The sequence below is a fragment of the Rummeliibacillus pycnus genome, assembly GCF_044359855.1.
Classification (GTDB): Bacteria; Bacillota; Bacilli; order Bacillales_A; family Planococcaceae; genus Rummeliibacillus; species Rummeliibacillus pycnus_A.
In genome coordinates, this window is record NZ_CP132291.1 from 25,849 (window position 1) to 43,735 (window position 17,887).

Below are 17,887 nucleotides of genomic sequence, written 5' to 3' on the forward strand. Positions count from 1 at the left end.
CCATTAAGCAAAATCCATAGATTTTCCGAATTAAAAAGAAACTGATTCTACTAAATGTGCTGGATTTTATCATCGTTGGCTTTTAACTGTGATCAAATTCCAGTTGCTATTCTTTCATTCAGTTAATATTCGTTTCTACTAAAAACTCGAGTAGTAATATGTCCCTAATAACCCCCGAATAATTCCTAATCTATAATTCTACCCTAAAGAATATAATATAAGACATAAAAAAACGAGAATTTGTTAAAATTGTTGTCACAATTCTAAAATTTCATGATAAAATGTATTTTATAGAAATACAAAGTGTTTTCTTGGGTGGAAAACAGCGTGTTTTTTGCATCAGGGGCACAGAAGGGGAAACATTATGAAGAATATTATGAAAAAGTGGAATGCGATTAGTCTAGTTAATCGTATTATTATTGGTATTATCATCGGCGTCATCGTGGCACTCGTATTCCCAAAGGCAGCATGGATTCCAATGCTAGGTACATTATTTGTGGGTGCGTTAAAGGCAGTTGCGCCTATACTTGTTTTATTACTCGTTATGAATGCTATTGCTGGTCATGAGAGTGGCAAAAAAACGAATATGAAAACGATAATTGTACTTTACGCTATTGGTACATTTTTAGCGGGATGTGTAGCAGTAATTGCGACAACAATCTTCCCGGTTCAATTATCATTAAAGGAAAGTACAGGTGAACTAAAACCTCCTGGTAGTGTTTGGGAAGTAATTCAAACACTTCTTCAAAATATCGTTTCAAATCCAGTAGATGCATTAATGAATGCAAACTATATCGGTATCTTAGCTTGGGCACTCGTATTAGGGGTAGCACTTAAGCAAGCGAGCGATTCAACAAAAGGTGTGCTATTAAACTTTTCAGATGCTATCTCAAAGGTTGTACAATGGGTTATTAATCTAGCACCGATCGGTATTATCGGTATCGTATTTGATACTATCGTAACAAACGGCTTATCATCATTACTAGAATATGGACAACTACTTATTATATTAGTAGGCTGTATGGTATTTATCGCTTTAGTGGTAAATCCATTAATCGTCTTTGTTGCAGCACGTAGAAATCCATACCCACTTGTATTAACAGCATTAAAAGAAAGTGGGATTACAGCATTCTTCACTCGTAGCTCTGCCGCGAATATCCCGGTTAATATTAAGCTTTGTGAAAAATTAGGTTTAGATAAAGATACATATGCTGTATCAATTCCATTAGGCTCTACGGTTAATATGGGTGGGGCAGCGGTTACGATTTCCGTATTGACGTTAGCAGCAGCACATACGTTAAATATTAATATTGATATTCCAACAGCTATTATTTTAATGGTTGTATCAGCAGTTTCTGCAGCAGGTGCTTCAGGAGTTGCAGGTGGCTCATTACTATTAATTCCACTAGCATGTAGCTTATTTGGTATTCCAAACGAAGTTGCGATGCAGGTTGTTGCGATCGGCTTTATCATTGGGGTCATTCAAGATTCTTGTGAAACAGCACTTAACTCTTCATCAGACGTAGTTTTCACAGCAGCAGCACAATATGCGAATGAACGAAAAAATAAATAAGTCATAAAAGACTGTTAAGGGATTGGTACCAAGTGATTGGAGCCAATCCCTTATTTAATGTATGTCAGATTAACTATTAGGCTCGTATTTATTACTTCCTGGAAGTTTCTTAATGTTATTCCACGCTTTAATCGCTTCTTCACGACTTTTTCCTTGATTTTGGGGATCAGCAAAAAAGTCACGAGTGAATTGATTGTATTCAAATTGGGGAGCGATTTTTTTCTTGTATGTAGGGTCCTTCTTTCTCTCTTCTTCCGCATACCAAGCATTTACAACATCACGATACGTTTTTCCAATGTTGTTTTTAAAGTAGTTTTGGATATATGTAGAAAAATGAAAAGTGGGAATAACTGTATTGAAAAAGGCTCTTACATCTTGACTACATCGATGGTTTTCCGTAATGACTGTATCAAGACTTAAATCAGTTTGAGGTTCTGCCTTCTTATTTACCTTTTTTCTAATAGGCTTTTTAATTTCTCCTGTTCGAAGAAATGTTTCAATTCGATCGGTAATCTCTATTTTTGAACCAGAAGCACTAATTCCATTCTCTCTGCAAAAAGATTGTAATTCTTCTTTTAACCAATAAAAGTCTTTAAAACTTTGCACACTAATTTCTTTTGTTAGAATAGGTCTCACTAAAAAACGCCTCCATATGTATTTTATTCCATTATAGAACATTTGTTCTTTTGTGGCAAAAATAATCCTATTCAGCAACTACAAACTAATACTTATGGAGGTTTTTTTCTTTTTGAATAAATCTGTATAATAACCTTTTATTGACATGGTAAAATTTATAATATATATTATAGATACCAACGGTCGGTATCAAAAAGGAGAATAGATATGGCGAGAAATAAATATCCAGAACAAACTTTAGAACAAATACTATCTGTATCAACAAAACTTTTTAAAGAAAAGGGTTATGAAAAGACCAGTATACAAGACATTATTGACGAGTTAGGTATGTCGAAGGGAGCGATTTATCATCACTTCAAATCAAAAGAAGATATATTGAATGCAGTAATGAATCAGCAATTTAGTTATGCAGCTCAAATGTTGGATCACCTGATTCAAACTGTTCAAGCAACGAATGCTAGAGAAAAACTCACAAAAATATTAGATCATATTGTGGTAGACCCAAAAGCACATTCCGTAGATAGACTCTTAAGCCAACAAATAAAAAATCCTCAATTTGTTGTGACAGGAATGAGAGAGGGGGTCATTAATGATGCACCTCATATTGCTAAAATCATGTTAGAGGGAAAAATGGATGGATCAATCACAACAGATTTTCCTACTGAATGTGCAGAAGTTTTTATACTATTAGTGAATATTTGGATCAATCCTATTCTATTTGAACGAAAGCATGATGAAACATTAAACAGACTAAAGTTTTTACAACAAATGATGAAGGGGTTGGGGGCCGATATTGTCAGTGATCAACTTATACAAAAAATAGCTGAACGTTATTCTGATTTTGGAGGTTACGTGCAAGATGAATCAGAATGAAATTGTGAAGGAGAAAATTGTATTTCCTATGTAAATTAGCAGTAATTTTATGAAATAAGCAAATCGAAATGATAAGGAGATGTCAAAATGTTTGGCTTTAGTGAATTAACTGATAGAAAAAAAGTGTGTTATAAAGATACGATATCTGATATTTCATTAGATTGGATCACAGGGGACATTCATATTCTTCAAAGTGAAAATGATGAAATAAAAATTGTTCAAATAACGAATGAGAAATTTCCAGAACATCATCTTTTTCATCATAAAGTAAATAGCGGAAAGCTATATATTTCGGATGGTAGGAAAAAGAAAATAAAAATTGGATTCAATATTAATATAACGAATTTAGAAATTCATCTACCAAAAAGACAACTTCATTCTATTTCGATTGACTGTACAGGAGGAAATTTGATTATTGACGATCTAGACGCGATAACATGCAATTGTAATATAACATCTGGCAACGCTAAATTTTCAGGGACAATGGAAGAACTAACTATCCGTGCTACCGGATGTAAAATAACCGGGGAATATCTAGATATAAAGAAGCTACATTTGAAGACAACTTCTACAAAAATAGATTTCTCAGGAAAGTTTTCAGAAGTGAATGTCAATTCAACGGGTAGAAGTATTATGGTAAGCTCATCAACAATGTTACAGAAAATCAAATCGATTTCTACAGCAGCTAATGTAAAAGTATCAATTCCAGAAAATGATGGTTTTTCATTCCACTTTAAAAAGCTTTCAGGAAACTTTAAAAGTGATTTTTCTTTAATAATGGCTAAAGATTCCTACGTATACAAAAATGGAACAAGTATGTTTGATGCCGAGGTTAGAGGTGGTTTCTTTACATTATGTAAAGTATAAAATACTCGTTTTTAAACAAAATCCATCTCTTAAGTAGTTTGTAAATTGAGATGTTCAAATCTATTTTCAATTAATTAAAGATTAAAGAAGGAAGTAACTTAATTTAATTAAAGGAGAAAATATTATGCAAATACCCTTTATAGTAGGAATAAGTGTAGCTTTTTTACTGTTGCTTGTTGGTATCATTGGATTAATAGTGAGCAAAAAAGAGGGTACACCAAACAAATGGGCCTTGTGGCTGATAATATTTGCATGCTGCGCGCTTGTTAGTGCAGTTATTAATTATCAATTTATATAATCTAATATATATTAGATTCAGCATTTTGGGGGAAACTATTCTACCAAATCATTCATTTAGTTAAAGAAAAACCTCTAAAATCGTTAAGGAGAAAACTATGTATCTAAAAAGAGTATCTTATTCACAAAATCAGGGACAAGATTCTTCAATCCATCCTTTTAATATTCCATGGTTAGAAAACTTCCAAGCCCTTGATTTACCATCTAATGTAACGTTCTTTGTAGGTGAAAATGGGACTGGAAAATCCACTCTATTGGAGGCCATTGCAGATAAATGTGAATTCAATTCAGCAGGAGGGGGACGGAACAGTAGTTTTGAAGTTAACCAAGCAGAATCTGCTTTGGGAGAGTATATTCGATTATCTTGGAGTCCTAAAGTGACAAAAGGCTTTTTCTTAAGGGCTGAAACATTCTATCATTATGCTAGTTATATTGACGCATTAGAGGATATACCGAGTAAAAAGTATGCTGCTTATGGTGGGAAATCATTGCATCATCAATCACATGGTGAATCATTTCTTTCACTATTTAAGAATTCGTTTGGAGGAAGAGCTATCTATTTGTTAGATGAGCCAGAAGCTGCACTTTCACCAGTTAGGCAATTAAGCCTTATGAAAATTATAAAAGATCTAGAACATACTGCACAATTCATAATTGCAACACATTCTCCCATATTACTCGGATATCCAAATGCTACAATCTATAATTTTGACAATGATGAAATAGAAACGATTCGATACGAAGATACCATTCACTATATTATGACAAAACGTTTTCTTCAAGCTCCTGAAATCGTACTGAATGAGTTATTTAAAGAGGATGAGGAATTGTAAAATCTTTTTTACGTGAAGATATTGAAATTTATCATGAAACATGACAACCAAAATAATAAGAATGCATAATGAGAATACATATTAGTAATTTAAGTATTTCATCTTACTATTGAATTATTTTCATAATTCAAATATTTGATAAAAAACAAGAACACTAAATGGGCTATTGTTATATGCCATATCTATTAGATCATTGACTATGTAGCGGAAGATGGCGACTCCTGCGGGAAAGCGAGACAGTTGAGACCCCGCAGTGAAGCACGGTACGGGCTTCCGAGGAGGCTCAACGCTCGCCCGCGGAAAGCGCCATCTGGAGCGGTATACTAAATAAATGCTAGAAATGAAAATTTATCCAAAACATTAAATTGTTTATTTAGAAGACAATATGCAAACTTAGACACTGACATCTTGGGTTAAATACGATTGATCTAACAGCCTCTTTAAATCTTTATTTGATTGAATCAAAATGACTTTCTCCTGATATGTATCTAGCATTTCTTGAATTAAATATTTACCTTTTTGTTCATGGAAGTCACTCCACTCAAACATCTTTCTAAGCATTTGAAAAGTGGGCTTATAATTGGCTTGTTCAATTTTCAAAAGTTGTTTTATAAAACGTTTATTGACTCTGTAGATTCTAGTAAAATATGAAGGTTCTAAATAGATAATGCAGTCTGCTGATTCTAAACTTGGTGCTGTCCAAGGCTGATAATGTGCACCTTCAATCACCCATTTTTTATTATTGATGATTTGCTGTAAAAGTAAATCCCTGTCATTTTCCGTGCGACGAATATCACCATCTTCAGAACGTATCCACACGATATTATCTAATTCAAAATAATCACATTGATTAAGGAGAGCAAGTTTTTTCGCTAACGTCGTTTTTCCACTGCCTACAGGACCAATGATATGAATTTTTTGACCAAGAGAGTTCATTTTAAATCACCTCATCCTTCTTTTCTGTCATCCATTATCTAATAATCTACTATTTTACCATTTTTATGTGGGGTTATTCGAATATTAAAAAATTATTTATATAAATGAATCAATTTCATAATTCAAAGATTTGATAAAAAACCACGAACATTAAATGGGCTATTGTTATATATTCCATATCTATTAGATCATTGTCTATGAAGCGGAAGATGGCGAGTCCTCGAAAATGCATTCGCATTTCCTTCGTGCGATGTTGATGCAGAGAAGACCATTCATAGTCCTGCGGGAAAGCGAGACTGGTGAGACCCCGCAGTGAAGTACGGTACGTACTTGCGAGGAGGCTCAACGCTCGCCCTCGGAAAGCGCCATCTGGAGCGGTCTACTATGTGAATGTTATAAATGGAAAACAATCCAAATTATTGAATTGTTTTTGTGGAATATTCATATTTTTTAACAAGAAAAGTATTTAATAAATTAACTCAAATGAATCAATTTTACAAATTAGCGGTTTTTTGAGAAATGTGAATATTTAACATATAATTATTTTATATAAGATACAATAAGGGGGATAAACCAATGATTTCTTACACAACAACGTGTATCATCTGTAAAGAAAAATTTGAACTTATAGAAGGTACAAAGAAGTATCGAGAATATAAAGTAAATCGAGATAAAAAATTTTGGTGTGATAATTGTGAAGAAGAAATTAAAACACAAGCTCGTAAAGGTTTTATAAGTAGATGGTAACTAAATGATATACAATGTAATAACATTTTCTTTGTTACAAGCTTTTTTCGAATTAAATTAAGCAATCAGTATGTACTGAGCCGTACTCTTTAATTTGTCCAATTTTGATGTATCGTAAATTCGAAGTATGATTAGGGTATACGTTATGGATCATTTAATTGTTATAGAGAGATTTACTTCATTAACAAATATACTCTTCCTTTGGTGAATACAGGAAGGGTATTTTTCATGCATAAAAGATTGATGAGTCTAGAAATGGAAAGTTTAACTAGTTGATATTCGTTCAAATGCACTAGTTTCAATGTTATCAACGAATGAGAACTATCAAGACTTAAGATAACTGATAATAGAAACATCAATAAATGATGAATAGTTTTCGTATTTAACATCATATATTTAAAACTGATAATGCGAAAGGAGTGAATGTTAGTGAAAGCAGCAGTAGTGAATGAGTTTTCAAAAGAGTTGGAGATTAAAGAGGTCTCAAAACCTCAATTAGAAGATGGTGAAATTCTAGTAAAGATTGAGGCTTGTGGTGTCTGTCATACGGATTTACATGCAGCACATGGGGACTGGCCTGTAAAACCTAAATTACCATTAATCCCAGGTCATGAAGGTGTTGGGGTTGTTGTTGAAGTTGCTAATGGTGTTAAATCTATCAAAGTCGGAGATCGTGTAGGTATTCCATGGTTATTTTCTGCATGTGGTGAATGTGAGTATTGCTTATCTGGTAAAGAAACACTATGTCCAAATCAATTAAACGGTGGTTACTCTGTTGATGGTGGATACGCAGAGTATTGTAAAGCACCCGCAGATTATGTAGCGAAAATTCCAGACAATGTGGACCCAGTTGAAATTGCTCCTATTTTATGTGCAGGCGTAACAACTTATAAAGCACTAAAAGTATCTGGTGCAAAACCTGGCGAATGGGTAGCAATCTATGGTATTGGTGGACTTGGACATATTGCATTGCAATATGCAAAGGCAATGGGACTAAATGTTGTTGCCATTGATATTAGTGATGAAAAGTCTAAACTTGCAAAAGAACTAGGTGCAGATCTTGTGATTAATGGCTTAAAAGAAGATCCTGTGGAAGTGATTCAAGAACAATTAGGTGGTGTACAAGCTGCCATTAGTGTTGCTGTAACAAAGAAAGCATTTGAACAAGCCTATGAATCTGTAAAACGCGGTGGTTGCTTAGTTGTTGTTGGCTTGCCAAATGAAGAACTACCAATCCCAATTTTCAATACAGTCCTAAATGGTGTGACAGTAAAAGGCTCAATTGTGGGTACAAGAAAAGATATGCAAGAGGCACTTGATTTTGCCGCACGCGGAAAAGTCCGCGCCATTATTGAAACCGCAAAGCTAGAAGATATCAATGAAGTATTTGAAAAAATGGAAGAAGGCAAGATTAACGGTCGTATCGTGTTAACACTGAATAACGAAGAATTATAATTTAAATAGTTTATAGATTATTAATGCTAATTGGACGTTTATAAGCTGTTCAGTGCTGATAGCTCAAGCAAAATGAGTTTTAGCCGTTGTACAAGCATTCAATACCTAATGTCTTCTAACAATAAAAATAACCCATCAAATTTCTGATGGGTTATTTTTTATATTAGTAATTGTCTTCTTTTAGAGCTTGCTACAGTTATTTTCTTTGGGCACTTGAATCTGGATTCGTTAAATCCTTTTCTAATTGATCTAAAATCTCATTTATTTTTTGCTGCGTTCTAGGATTGATGAACAGGTAGAATTTATTTGAAATTTGTTTATCTACCGCAGCAGCAGGGACTGGAACAGCTGTGGTACACATCGTACCAAGTAACAATACAAACATGAGGGGGATATATAAAAGTTTGTTTTTTCTATACATACATGAGCTACTCCTTAATGGTGAAAGATATCGAAAAAGGTTTCTAATAAGTTTCCCAAAAGTAAAAAAATTATAAGCGAAATTCTTTAGTCCACTAAGAGATTTTTATTTTTTCAAGGAGTTCACTTGGGTAATGTTGAAAATAGAAACGGATAAATGTTCCCTATTCGCAAACTGTAATACTTACTAGAAAGCCAATGTATAGTAGGTTAGTTATAGAGAATTTACAGGAAGTAATTCGTTATGTTTTAGCTCAAATATCACCAATTTTATTTAAAATTGGTGATATTTGAAGTATAAAGGGGAATAAACGGTTGGTGTAATGAAATTTAAGATAGTTGGAATTCAAGAGTGGTTGGCTCACTCCCGCTTTGAAAGGGGCAATGTCAGTATATAAGGCATTAATGTTTGCAGTAGCTTTTGCAGAATTAATCGTATCTATACTTTCATTTAAAAGCCAAAAAAATAACCCATCCTTGAGTTAGCCGCTCAGATGGGTTACGTCCCTAAAAAGCCAATCCCCATAAGGGAACCAACTATCTATTTGACCGTTCGATGCGCTTACATCGGCGGTCTTTTTAATTTATGCCTTTATTAAATTTAGTATACGTGTAGATTGTTATTTTTTCAAGAAGCTACTCCTATGACTTAAAATTCACATATTCATCAGATTAAATTATCCAAAGAATAGATCCAGTATATTGGATGCGGTTGATGAGTTTTTATTATAGAACTCAGAATAGCCACAGTTCTTACAATAAACCACGATAAACTGATTGTGCTGAACATCAAACATTTTGGATAAACCCGTTCCAGTCATCGCAACTTCTTTCTTAGCCGCATCTTTACTCCCGCACTTGATACAACCTTTTCCATCCATACAGATCTCCCCCTTTTTTATATAATTCTAATACGTTTGAAAAGTGGAATTAGTTTCAAGAATTATCATTATAATCGTTTTATAACATTTATAAATGATGAATAGCAGATGTAAAGAGGTTTCGAAACCTCAAATATAAGGTGGTAAAGTATTAGTAAAGATTAAGGCTTGTGGCAGAGCTATTTAAATTAAGTAGCTTGGTGAATAACAAGCGATTTCCTGAAGATGTAATCCTTTTTTCCCCTAACCTTATCAATAATTTAAAATGTTAATTACGAGATTTGTAGAATAATCACAAATTTTGTTTATCAGATTTGATGTCGGCTGGGCATTTATACCTCAACATATTCCTAAGTTATACATATTATAATCAGAAAAGAGATTTAAACATAAAATTGCATTTTTTTTGTAATTGTCCCGTATTAACGCGCACCGAGTGGATTGGTCCAACAGGATGTTGGAAACTCAGTTGTTGCCATAGCACGTGGCAAAATTAAATTATTAATGGGGGATGAAGAAAACCCACATTAATGAAGTTTCACTTTATTAGTTAGATCTCAAAGGAGTTGAAAAGAAATTGAGCGTTGAAGATGCTAATAAACATTGTTTATGCGAAGCGCTTTTGGAATTAAAAAAGCTCCAGGATATGATAACTAATTTGCAGACTAAATATTATGGTGAATTACTCTTAAAACTAGTTGGCACAGATACCATTCCTTTTTTCTTAATAACGAACAATGGTTGTCACTTTAGATTTATAGATACAGATAAGCAATTTGAAACAGAATATTTTCGAATTGAATCTATTGATAGAGAGCTCTGTTGTGCAACTGTTTCATTGCTAAGAGCTCTGGATTTTGAAGGGCATGATACGTTTTCGATTTGTGATGTTGTGAAATTAGAAAAAACACGGACTAAAAGATCCATTGATTTAGAATGTATTTCAGGCATTCAGCTATTAAGTCCTGATTTGTTAATAAGGAAAATCCTATGTGAGCCTAAATGGTAGTGAACCCCTGCAAAAACTACTGAATTAATTTAAAACTAGAGCATCTGTCCATATGCAAGTTGCATTGATTGAATTTAATAGAGAGAAAATTCAATGAAAAGGAGATTATTAGATGACAATTATAGGCATGTTACATCATCGTCTTGATCCTAAAACGGTGATTAAGTCATATGCATACGCAGCAGTTGCAAAGGCAGAAGGGGTTCCGTTTTTTTACTTTACACCCAAGAGTGTTAACTTTGTTAACCGTACAATAAGAGGGAAAGTATATGAAGAAGGGCAATGGCAAGATAAGTTGATGCCTTTTCCAAATGTTATTTATAATGCAGGGAGTCCTGAAAAACTAGCAGTATCTAAAGGTATTATAGAGAAATTGAAAAAAGAAATACCATTTACAACAAACTCTATAGGGAATAAATGGAATGTAATGGAGCGACTAATAGAAGCAAAGGAATTTGCCAACTATGTAATTCCTTCAGAAATAGTAAAAAGTGTTCAAGGGTTTCATAAGTATATCGCTTCTAATAATAAAGTAGTGTTTAAACCCATAGATGGAAGAAAGGGTAAGGGAATCTATTTTATTTCGAAAATAGGAAATAATTTTGAGGTAAGAAAAGATGCAGTAAAAAGTATTTATACAAGGCAACAGTTAAATGAATTATTAATTGAACAACTATCTACTGGTACGTTTATAGCGCAGCCCTATATTCAATCACGGATGAAATCAGGTCAAGTCTACGATTTTCGTCTTCATGTACAAAAAAATGGAGAAGGAAAATGGGTAATCACGACCATTTATCCTCGTGTAGCACCAATTGGCTCGATAATACCTAATATTAATAATGGTGGTTATACAAATTATTTAGATCCATTTTTGGAACAGGAATTTAAAGAAGAAGCATTTGATATCCGACGTATGCTGGAGCATTTTTCATTGTCTATAGCACAACATTTAGATGAAATTCAAATGGTGCAATTTGGAGAGGTTATTGACGAAATTGGCATTGATGTTGGATTAGATGAACATCAAAAAATTTGGATGTACGAAGTAAACTGGCGACCAGGCTGTCCTCCAGCATTTTATTTAGAACTAGATGTCGTTGTTCATAATATCCAATATGCAAAATATTTAGCAGAAAACCAAGAAAAAATTAAAAATGAAATTTTGGAACGAAAATCCAAATATCTAGGTTCAAAATCGGGCCTACCTATTATTGCGATTACCGGAAGTGCAGGAAAAACGACCACTAAGGCATTTGTAGACTCTATTTTATCTACTAAATGGAATGTATTTGCTTCGAAAGATTACTGGAATACAACAGAACATACAAAAATACATGCTGAAGAGATTAATGAGTCACACCAAGCCGTTGTTCTCGAATATGGAATGGCTTATCCTGGAATTATTACAAATCACTGTAGTATTATACAACCAAATATAAGTATCGTAACGAATGTAGGTCTTGCGCATGTTGGAAACTTTAATGGAGATATTAAAGGAGTTGCAAAGGCGAAGTCTGAATTAATACATGGAATGGACCCGAACGGTCTTCTTGTGATTAACAAGGATGACGAGAATTCGAAGTTTTTATCGACGAATGCTTTTAAAGGAAAAATGCTTACGGTCGGCATCAATTCGGTAGCCAATTATAGAGCTTACGACGTTCATTATAAAGATGAAGGCATGACCTTTAAGATGAAACTACAAGGGCAGGATATTGACTTGTTTATTCCAATTTTAGGAGAACATCATGTATACAATGCGCTTAATGCCATTGCGGTTGCAGATTATTTAGGTTTTACCCCAGACGAAATAAAAACTGGACTAAATTTCAAAAAACCTCCAAGAAGGCTTACACTGTATAACTGCCGAGATAATATTACTGTTATTGATGATACCGTCCATTCACACCCTCAAGGTGTAAAGGCTGCTATTGATGTGCTCTCTAACATTGCAAAGAAACGAAAGATTGCTATTATTGGACAAATGAGGGAATTAGGAGATTTAAGAGAACAAGAATATCGCAAAGTGGGTGCATACATTTATGAAAAAGGAATTGATCTGTTGATAACCTATGGATATCGGACAGAAGAAATAGGTAAAGAAGCAACAGCAAAAGGAATGGATCCATCAAATATTTATCATTATATAAATAAAGAAGAATTACATGCACTATTAGGGAAAATTGTAAGGCCCGAGGATACAATTCTTGTAAAGGGTGCTAGTAAAACGAATATGTTTGACACCGTAAAATTCTTAGACCAAACATTTAAAATGTAACTAAAAAACCCGGATATTTGCCATTTGAAAGTGGCATTTAATCGGGTTTTTTGCTACTTAATTAAAATGATTTGTATTAGTGAGGGTAATTATTAATTCTCTAATATGCATGTTAATTATCCAGTATTCTTCATAAAAAAATAAATGATCAACCGATACCCAAGGATTGCTCACTTTCCTGCGGGCGAGCAATCCTCCGCAACAATCAATAAACAATGTGATATAGTTTACAGAAGAATATTCTTACTATTTTAGCCTATTCAACACGAGTGTTTCTCTAAGTACTTTTATAGTTATAGTTGAAGTATCGCAATTTTAGGTAGTTTTTTACACCTTCAAAATGAATTGGATTTCCTTAGCAGCAGCATGAGCGTGGTTTTTGGCTTCTTCCAAAGTTGCTCCTTCAGCAATGACATAAGCATATCGGTGTCCCATGGATAATGGTGGGGTAAGTAATGTTCCTTTTTTAGGTTTGACATATACATCCACAACACCTTTTGATTTTGTTGCTCTTGTTTTTCCAATTACTCTTTCTAATTGGCCTTTTCTATTCACAATGACATATTTTGTGAAAATGAACTTTCTATGCTTAGGCTCAACATTGGGTTGTTCACCTAAATATAATTTAAGTGTTTCTTCTACCAAACTAAATCCGAATGCAGCTAGAATCATGCTATTCATAGCGCCTCCTGAGATTCTAGGATTGATCTCAATGAGCTTCCAGCCATTCTTTGTTAAACGGAGCTCTAAATGAAGTGCCCCATTTTCGATGTTAAATTCTTTGACGATTGAAAGGAGTACTTCCTCAATTCCTGTTTGAATTTCGATTGGAACTTCAGCGAGTACACCATAGCCAGTAATGATAAAACGTTTTCCTTTCGTTATTTCTTGCTCCATGATGCCTATAATATGAGTTTTCTTCTTATAGACGAGCGCTTCTACTAAATATTGTGGACCTTCAACATACTCCTCAACAATGATTGTTTCATCTGGATATTTGTTTTGGAAAAATTTGAGATGGTTTTCTAGCTGACTTTCGTTTGTCGCTAACAAAACGTCTTTAGAACCAGTTGATTTTGGAGATTTTACAATCAACGGAAATTCCTTGTTATGATGAAATGATTCATTTGGTTTAATCGAGTGAAATTTTGGAGTATAAGGTTGGTCTTTTAGGAAATTCCTTGTTTCCTCTTTATCCTCCATGATTTCTACAGCTTTTGATGAAGTATAATTTTGACAATATTCATCACATAAAACAGAGGCTATATGAACAAATGGATCAGTAAAACTAACAATCGTTTTAATCTCTAATCCGCTTAAGCGTAACTGATTAATTTCCGCTCTCATTTTTTCTAAATTTGTTGTATCGATGAAAATCATTTTATGAATTTCTGGATAGGCTTTTCTCTGTTGTATTTGCTTTTCATTGTATGTGAAAAGTACAGTCAAGTAACCTAATTTATCTGCTGCTCTTATTGCCTCACGGCTTGAACCAGATTTGTTTGTTCCGATAAATATTATCGTTTTCAACTATAACTCTCCTCCTATTAATATTTCGATTCATTATACACACCCTATATATATGATAAGAATTAGTATTCCTCTGGTTAAATATCATAGCTTCACCCAATCTACTTTTATAGAGGTGCATATGCTATAGAAGAAAGGAGTGTGAATTGATATAAAACCTCTCACAGTAAAAGATTTAGCAGCAATTGTTTCAGGTGAATGGAAGCAAGGTTCAATTGACGAGACCATTCAGTATGGCGCTTATCGATTAAAACAAGTTAAAAAACCCAACACAGCTCTTTTTATTAGTAAACGTATAACAAACTGGAAAATGCTTGAACCATACTCACCGCTAATAATTGTCACAGATAGTGAATATAGACAAAATAAAATTCCAGAAGATGTAATAATTATTAAAGTAGTGAGTGCAGAAGAAGCATACTGGAAGTTCGTAAACTTCTATCGATATCAATTTAAAATCCCTATTGTGGCTATTACCGGGACTTCTGGGAAGACTACAACAAAAGAGATGATAAAACATATTCTTTCTTTTGAAAAAAAGGTAACGGCAACAAATCTTAGTAATAACTCCAGAACGGCATTTTTACAGTATTTACTTAGCATAGAAGATGACACCGAGGCAGCCATTATTGAAACACCGGTTGGTTCTCCTGGGGATATTAGTAAAGCAGGTAAATACTTCAAACCGACAATAGGGATTATAACAAATATCGGTGCGCATCATTTAAATTATTGCAAAACACTAGAGGGGTATATTGAAGCAAAGGGAGAAATGGTGCAAGTAATTGAACCTAATGGTACATTGATCATAAACTCAGAAGATGTTAACACAAGTAAAATTGATATGACGAATTTTAGAGGACGTATTATTAAAGTTGGTAAACATATGTCTTGTGAATTTAGAGCAAGTCATATTCGCTATAATCTAAATGGCATGCAATTTACTTTACATCACAATATGAAAGATTATGAGATTTTCGTACCTGGATTTGGTGAGCATCAAGTGTATAACGCGCTTACTTCAATTGCAGCAGTGTATGGAATGGGAGTAACGATTCCAATGGCTGCTAATCACTTACAATCATTTCAGCAGTTAAATAAACACCTACAACTATTTGAAGGCATCAACCACTCAATTCTTATCGATGATACATGGAGTCTTACAACAACTTCCTTAAAGGCCGCATTACAAGTATTAAATGAACTTGGAAAAGACAAAAAAAAAGTAGCAGTAATTGGTACGATAACGGATTTAGGTTCAAGTGGATATAAAATTCATGAACAGGCAGGAGAATTGATACACGATATTGGTGTGGATGTGCTTATTACAATTGGGGAACATGCTAGTATCATGGCTGAAAAAGTAATGAATTTAGGAATGGACATCCCCGTCTATAAATTTAAAAATAGTACCCTAGTTCCTCAATTATTACGTGATATAGTGGATAACAATACAATCATATTGATAAAAGGGGATATGTATAGTAAGGCATTACATGAATTGGCAACAAAATTAAAGAAACCATCGATTTCCTCTGAATAGAAAACGTATTCAGAGGGAATTTTTATATTTGCTAGTCATTAGGGAGGAATTTTTATATTTGCTAGTCATTAGGGAGGAATATTTATAGTTCACATGACATACGCACTGCCTTAGAAAGCGTTTAGATAATATATTGTAATAATCTATTATGAAGGGAGGGGGAAATATGGGTGTAATTTGTCCATGTGGCGTTTTAGTAGATGCATTTAAAGAAGGCGAGAATGTCAAATTCACTGGAGTGAATGGCAACATTAAAGGAAATTTGACTTACCTAGCGAATGTTTGTGTTACAACACTTGCAGCTTCTACACTTTCTCTAGAATTTGTAGATACAGAGACGCCGGGGGAATTTAGCTTCTTGTTTACAGCCAATGATATCACGTCTGTTACATGTAAAAGAGAAGGACAAAACTGTGTAGTAACCGTAACAGGAACAGGATTTGTTGGTTCATCAGAATTTTCTTTTGAAGCAGTATTTAGAGATCAAGTTGCAACAGCTGCGAATGATATTGTTCAAAGCTTTGTAATCAACGGCTTCTTCAATCAAACTGGTGCAGTGACTGTTCCACAAGGTTCAATTGTTGCTTTAGGTTGTCAGGCTTTGTAACGGTAATGAAACTCTCGGTTGAAAAAGACCGAGGGTTTCTTTAGAACAGGAGGAAAATAGGAAATGAAAGCTAGTAGGGGGAGGGTTAACTTATATAAAATCCTATTTGCTGATGAAAAATTACAAAAGCATCTTGTAGAAATGAAACTTTTATCAAAAGAATCTTTAACAGCCATGTTAACTGTTTGCGAGCAAATAGTTATAAAAGCTGTATACGGTTCGGAAGAAATTTATATATTTCATAAAAATAATCAATATCATATTCAAACAAGTGACAAAATAGTAACGGTGGATGATAAAGAAGTACTATTTACTGCATTGAAAAATGAAATGACACAACAATACTACATTATTCAAAAGTTACCAACTACGAATAAACTATTACGGCAGTTTATAACATTGCAAAGAAACTCTACATTACCTGAATGGTATGTAGCAATGAAAACAAAAAAAACACGTACCACCTTCAACTCTTTCATTTGTGAAATCTATTTTCATAAAATACGTCAGATCGCCATTCGTGCTGCTACAAAGTTAGGAGAATCATTTCCAGATTGCTATACGATTGTTCTTGATATAGCTTGTGATATGTATGGTAATATACGGATTTATGATTCAATGCTTCACCTTCTGAACAGTAAATGGAGCCAGTATCATGTATTAAAAAGAAAGAATTTGCTTCAAAAGTATTTGCCTAATACAGATTTACTCACTTCAGAATCGTTTCGCGATTATTTACATCACTATAAAGCCATCATTCTGAAGCCATGCGTCGGTCAAAATGGAATAGGAGTTCTTCAAATAACGAGAAAAAATTACTCAACATATGAAATTCACGCCGGGATAAGGAAGCTAAAAAAAATGAGCGTGGATGAAGCATTTGAATATATAAAAAAGACCTATCTATCTAAAAGTGAGTATATTGTTCAACGCAGGATTGCGCTAGCAACAATCAACAACAACCCGATTGATCTCCGAGTTGTGACACAAAAGGTGAATGGAGTTTGGCATATTACAGGTAAGATCGTAAAAGTCGCTGGCGAACATTTTTTTATAACCAACGCTGCCCAAAAATTACTAACGTTAGATCAAGCAGTACTTGATGCAAAGATAAGACGATTTCATATGAATAACTTTAATACTCTGCTGAGTAAGACTTGTTTGCTTGCTTCATCGTTTTTGGAGGAAACCTTTGGAGATCTTAATATTATAGGCTTTGATGTAGGTATAACAAAAAAGGGTAACATGTGGATTATTGAAGGTAATATGGTTCCTGATATTAAGATGTTCCATGAATTGGAAGATGAAACAATGTATCAAACAATACTGAAGATTAGAAACGAACAAAAAGATGTTAATGTATCCAATCATCTAAAATGATATACCAATTTAAAGGAGG

Annotated in this window: 16 protein-coding genes; 11 read left to right on the top strand and 5 right to left on the bottom strand. The window is 33.7% G+C overall.

Annotation, left to right across the window (positions count from 1 at the left end):
- Nucleotides 1-364 precede the first annotated feature (364 nt).
- Nucleotides 365-1,573: a serine/threonine transporter SstT gene (gene sstT / locus Q8X41_RS00130; RefSeq protein WP_397538245.1), complete on the top strand. Its 1,209-nt coding sequence runs from the start codon at nt 365-367 to the stop codon at nt 1,571-1,573.
- Between the two features lie 69 nt (nt 1,574-1,642).
- On the opposite strand, the gene Q8X41_RS00135 is transcribed toward sstT, so the two are convergent.
- Complete coding sequence (locus Q8X41_RS00135; protein ID WP_397538246.1) at nt 1,643-2,209, bottom strand: DUF6434 domain-containing protein; 567 nt, start codon at nt 2,207-2,209, stop codon at nt 1,643-1,645.
- Nucleotides 2,210-2,416: 207 nt separating this feature from the next.
- Here Q8X41_RS00135 and Q8X41_RS00140 point away from each other — a divergent pair, with 207 nt between their 5' ends.
- The 3 genes from Q8X41_RS00140 to Q8X41_RS00150 all read left to right on the top strand — a co-directional run bounded on the left by Q8X41_RS00140 (nt 2,417) and on the right by Q8X41_RS00150 (nt 5,079).
- Nucleotides 2,417-3,082, top strand: coding sequence for a TetR/AcrR family transcriptional regulator (locus tag Q8X41_RS00140; RefSeq protein ID WP_397538247.1), 666 nt, complete (start codon nt 2,417-2,419; stop codon nt 3,080-3,082).
- An 87-nt stretch (nt 3,083-3,169) separates the two neighbouring features.
- Complete coding sequence (locus Q8X41_RS00145) at nt 3,170-3,949, top strand: DUF4097 family beta strand repeat-containing protein (protein WP_397538248.1); 780 nt, start codon at nt 3,170-3,172, stop codon at nt 3,947-3,949.
- A gap of 395 nt (nt 3,950-4,344) precedes the next feature.
- A complete protein-coding gene (locus tag Q8X41_RS00150; RefSeq protein ID WP_397538249.1) occupies nt 4,345-5,079 on the top strand; it encodes an AAA family ATPase in 735 nt (244 codons plus the stop codon).
- Between the two features lie 393 nt (nt 5,080-5,472).
- Here the strand turns inward: Q8X41_RS00150 and Q8X41_RS00155 are convergent, their stop codons facing one another.
- Complete coding sequence (locus Q8X41_RS00155) at nt 5,473-6,015, bottom strand: AAA family ATPase (RefSeq protein ID WP_397538250.1); 543 nt, start codon at nt 6,013-6,015, stop codon at nt 5,473-5,475.
- 576 nt (nt 6,016-6,591) lie between these two features.
- Here Q8X41_RS00155 and Q8X41_RS00160 point away from each other — a divergent pair.
- Together Q8X41_RS00160 and adhP are read left to right on the top strand one after the other, a co-directional pair.
- On the top strand, nt 6,592-6,762 hold the full coding sequence (locus Q8X41_RS00160; RefSeq protein WP_397538251.1) for a DUF2197 domain-containing protein: 171 nt from the start codon (nt 6,592-6,594) through the stop codon (nt 6,760-6,762).
- A 429-nt stretch (nt 6,763-7,191) separates the two neighbouring features.
- Nucleotides 7,192-8,217 (top strand): alcohol dehydrogenase AdhP, encoded by a 1,026-nt coding sequence (adhP, locus tag Q8X41_RS00165; RefSeq protein WP_397538252.1) that lies wholly within the window; start codon nt 7,192-7,194, stop codon nt 8,215-8,217.
- 196 nt (nt 8,218-8,413) lie between these two features.
- Here adhP and Q8X41_RS00170 read toward each other — a convergent pair whose 3' ends face one another.
- Nucleotides 8,414-8,638 carry a hypothetical protein gene (locus tag Q8X41_RS00170; RefSeq protein ID WP_397538253.1) on the bottom strand — a complete coding sequence of 75 codons (225 nt, stop codon included), beginning with the start codon at nt 8,636-8,638 and terminating at the stop codon, nt 8,414-8,416.
- A 676-nt stretch (nt 8,639-9,314) separates the two neighbouring features.
- A complete protein-coding gene (locus Q8X41_RS00175; RefSeq protein ID WP_397538254.1) occupies nt 9,315-9,518 on the bottom strand; it encodes a zinc ribbon domain-containing protein in 204 nt (67 codons plus the stop codon).
- Nucleotides 9,519-10,095: 577 nt separating this feature from the next.
- Between Q8X41_RS00175 and Q8X41_RS00180 the strand changes: the two genes are divergently transcribed.
- Both Q8X41_RS00180 and Q8X41_RS00185 read left to right on the top strand, forming a co-directional pair.
- Nucleotides 10,096-10,527, top strand: coding sequence for a CotY/CotZ family spore coat protein (locus Q8X41_RS00180; protein ID WP_397538255.1), 432 nt, complete (start codon nt 10,096-10,098; stop codon nt 10,525-10,527).
- 112 nt (nt 10,528-10,639) lie between these two features.
- A complete protein-coding gene (locus Q8X41_RS00185) occupies nt 10,640-12,808 on the top strand; it encodes a YheC/YheD family protein (RefSeq protein WP_397538256.1) in 2,169 nt (722 codons plus the stop codon).
- A 327-nt stretch (nt 12,809-13,135) separates the two neighbouring features.
- Here the strand turns inward: Q8X41_RS00185 and Q8X41_RS00190 are convergent, their stop codons facing one another.
- The gene (locus tag Q8X41_RS00190; RefSeq protein ID WP_397538257.1) at nt 13,136-14,338 is read right to left on the bottom strand and encodes an ATP-grasp domain-containing protein; all 1,203 of its coding nucleotides are present in this window, start codon (nt 14,336-14,338) and stop codon (nt 13,136-13,138) included.
- 310 nt (nt 14,339-14,648) lie between these two features.
- Here Q8X41_RS00190 and Q8X41_RS00195 point away from each other — a divergent pair, with 310 nt between their 5' ends.
- The 3 genes from Q8X41_RS00195 (at nt 14,649) to Q8X41_RS00205 (ending at nt 17,868) form a co-directional block, all read left to right on the top strand.
- Nucleotides 14,649-15,881 carry a Mur ligase family protein gene (locus Q8X41_RS00195; protein ID WP_397538258.1) on the top strand — a complete coding sequence of 411 codons (1,233 nt, stop codon included), beginning with the start codon at nt 14,649-14,651 and terminating at the stop codon, nt 15,879-15,881.
- Nucleotides 15,882-16,047: 166 nt separating this feature from the next.
- A complete protein-coding gene (locus Q8X41_RS00200) occupies nt 16,048-16,488 on the top strand; it encodes a hypothetical protein (RefSeq protein WP_397538259.1) in 441 nt (146 codons plus the stop codon).
- Nucleotides 16,489-16,551: 63 nt separating this feature from the next.
- On the top strand, nt 16,552-17,868 hold the full coding sequence (locus tag Q8X41_RS00205; protein WP_397538260.1) for a YheC/YheD family protein: 1,317 nt from the start codon (nt 16,552-16,554) through the stop codon (nt 17,866-17,868).
- Nucleotides 17,869-17,887 lie beyond the last annotated feature (19 nt).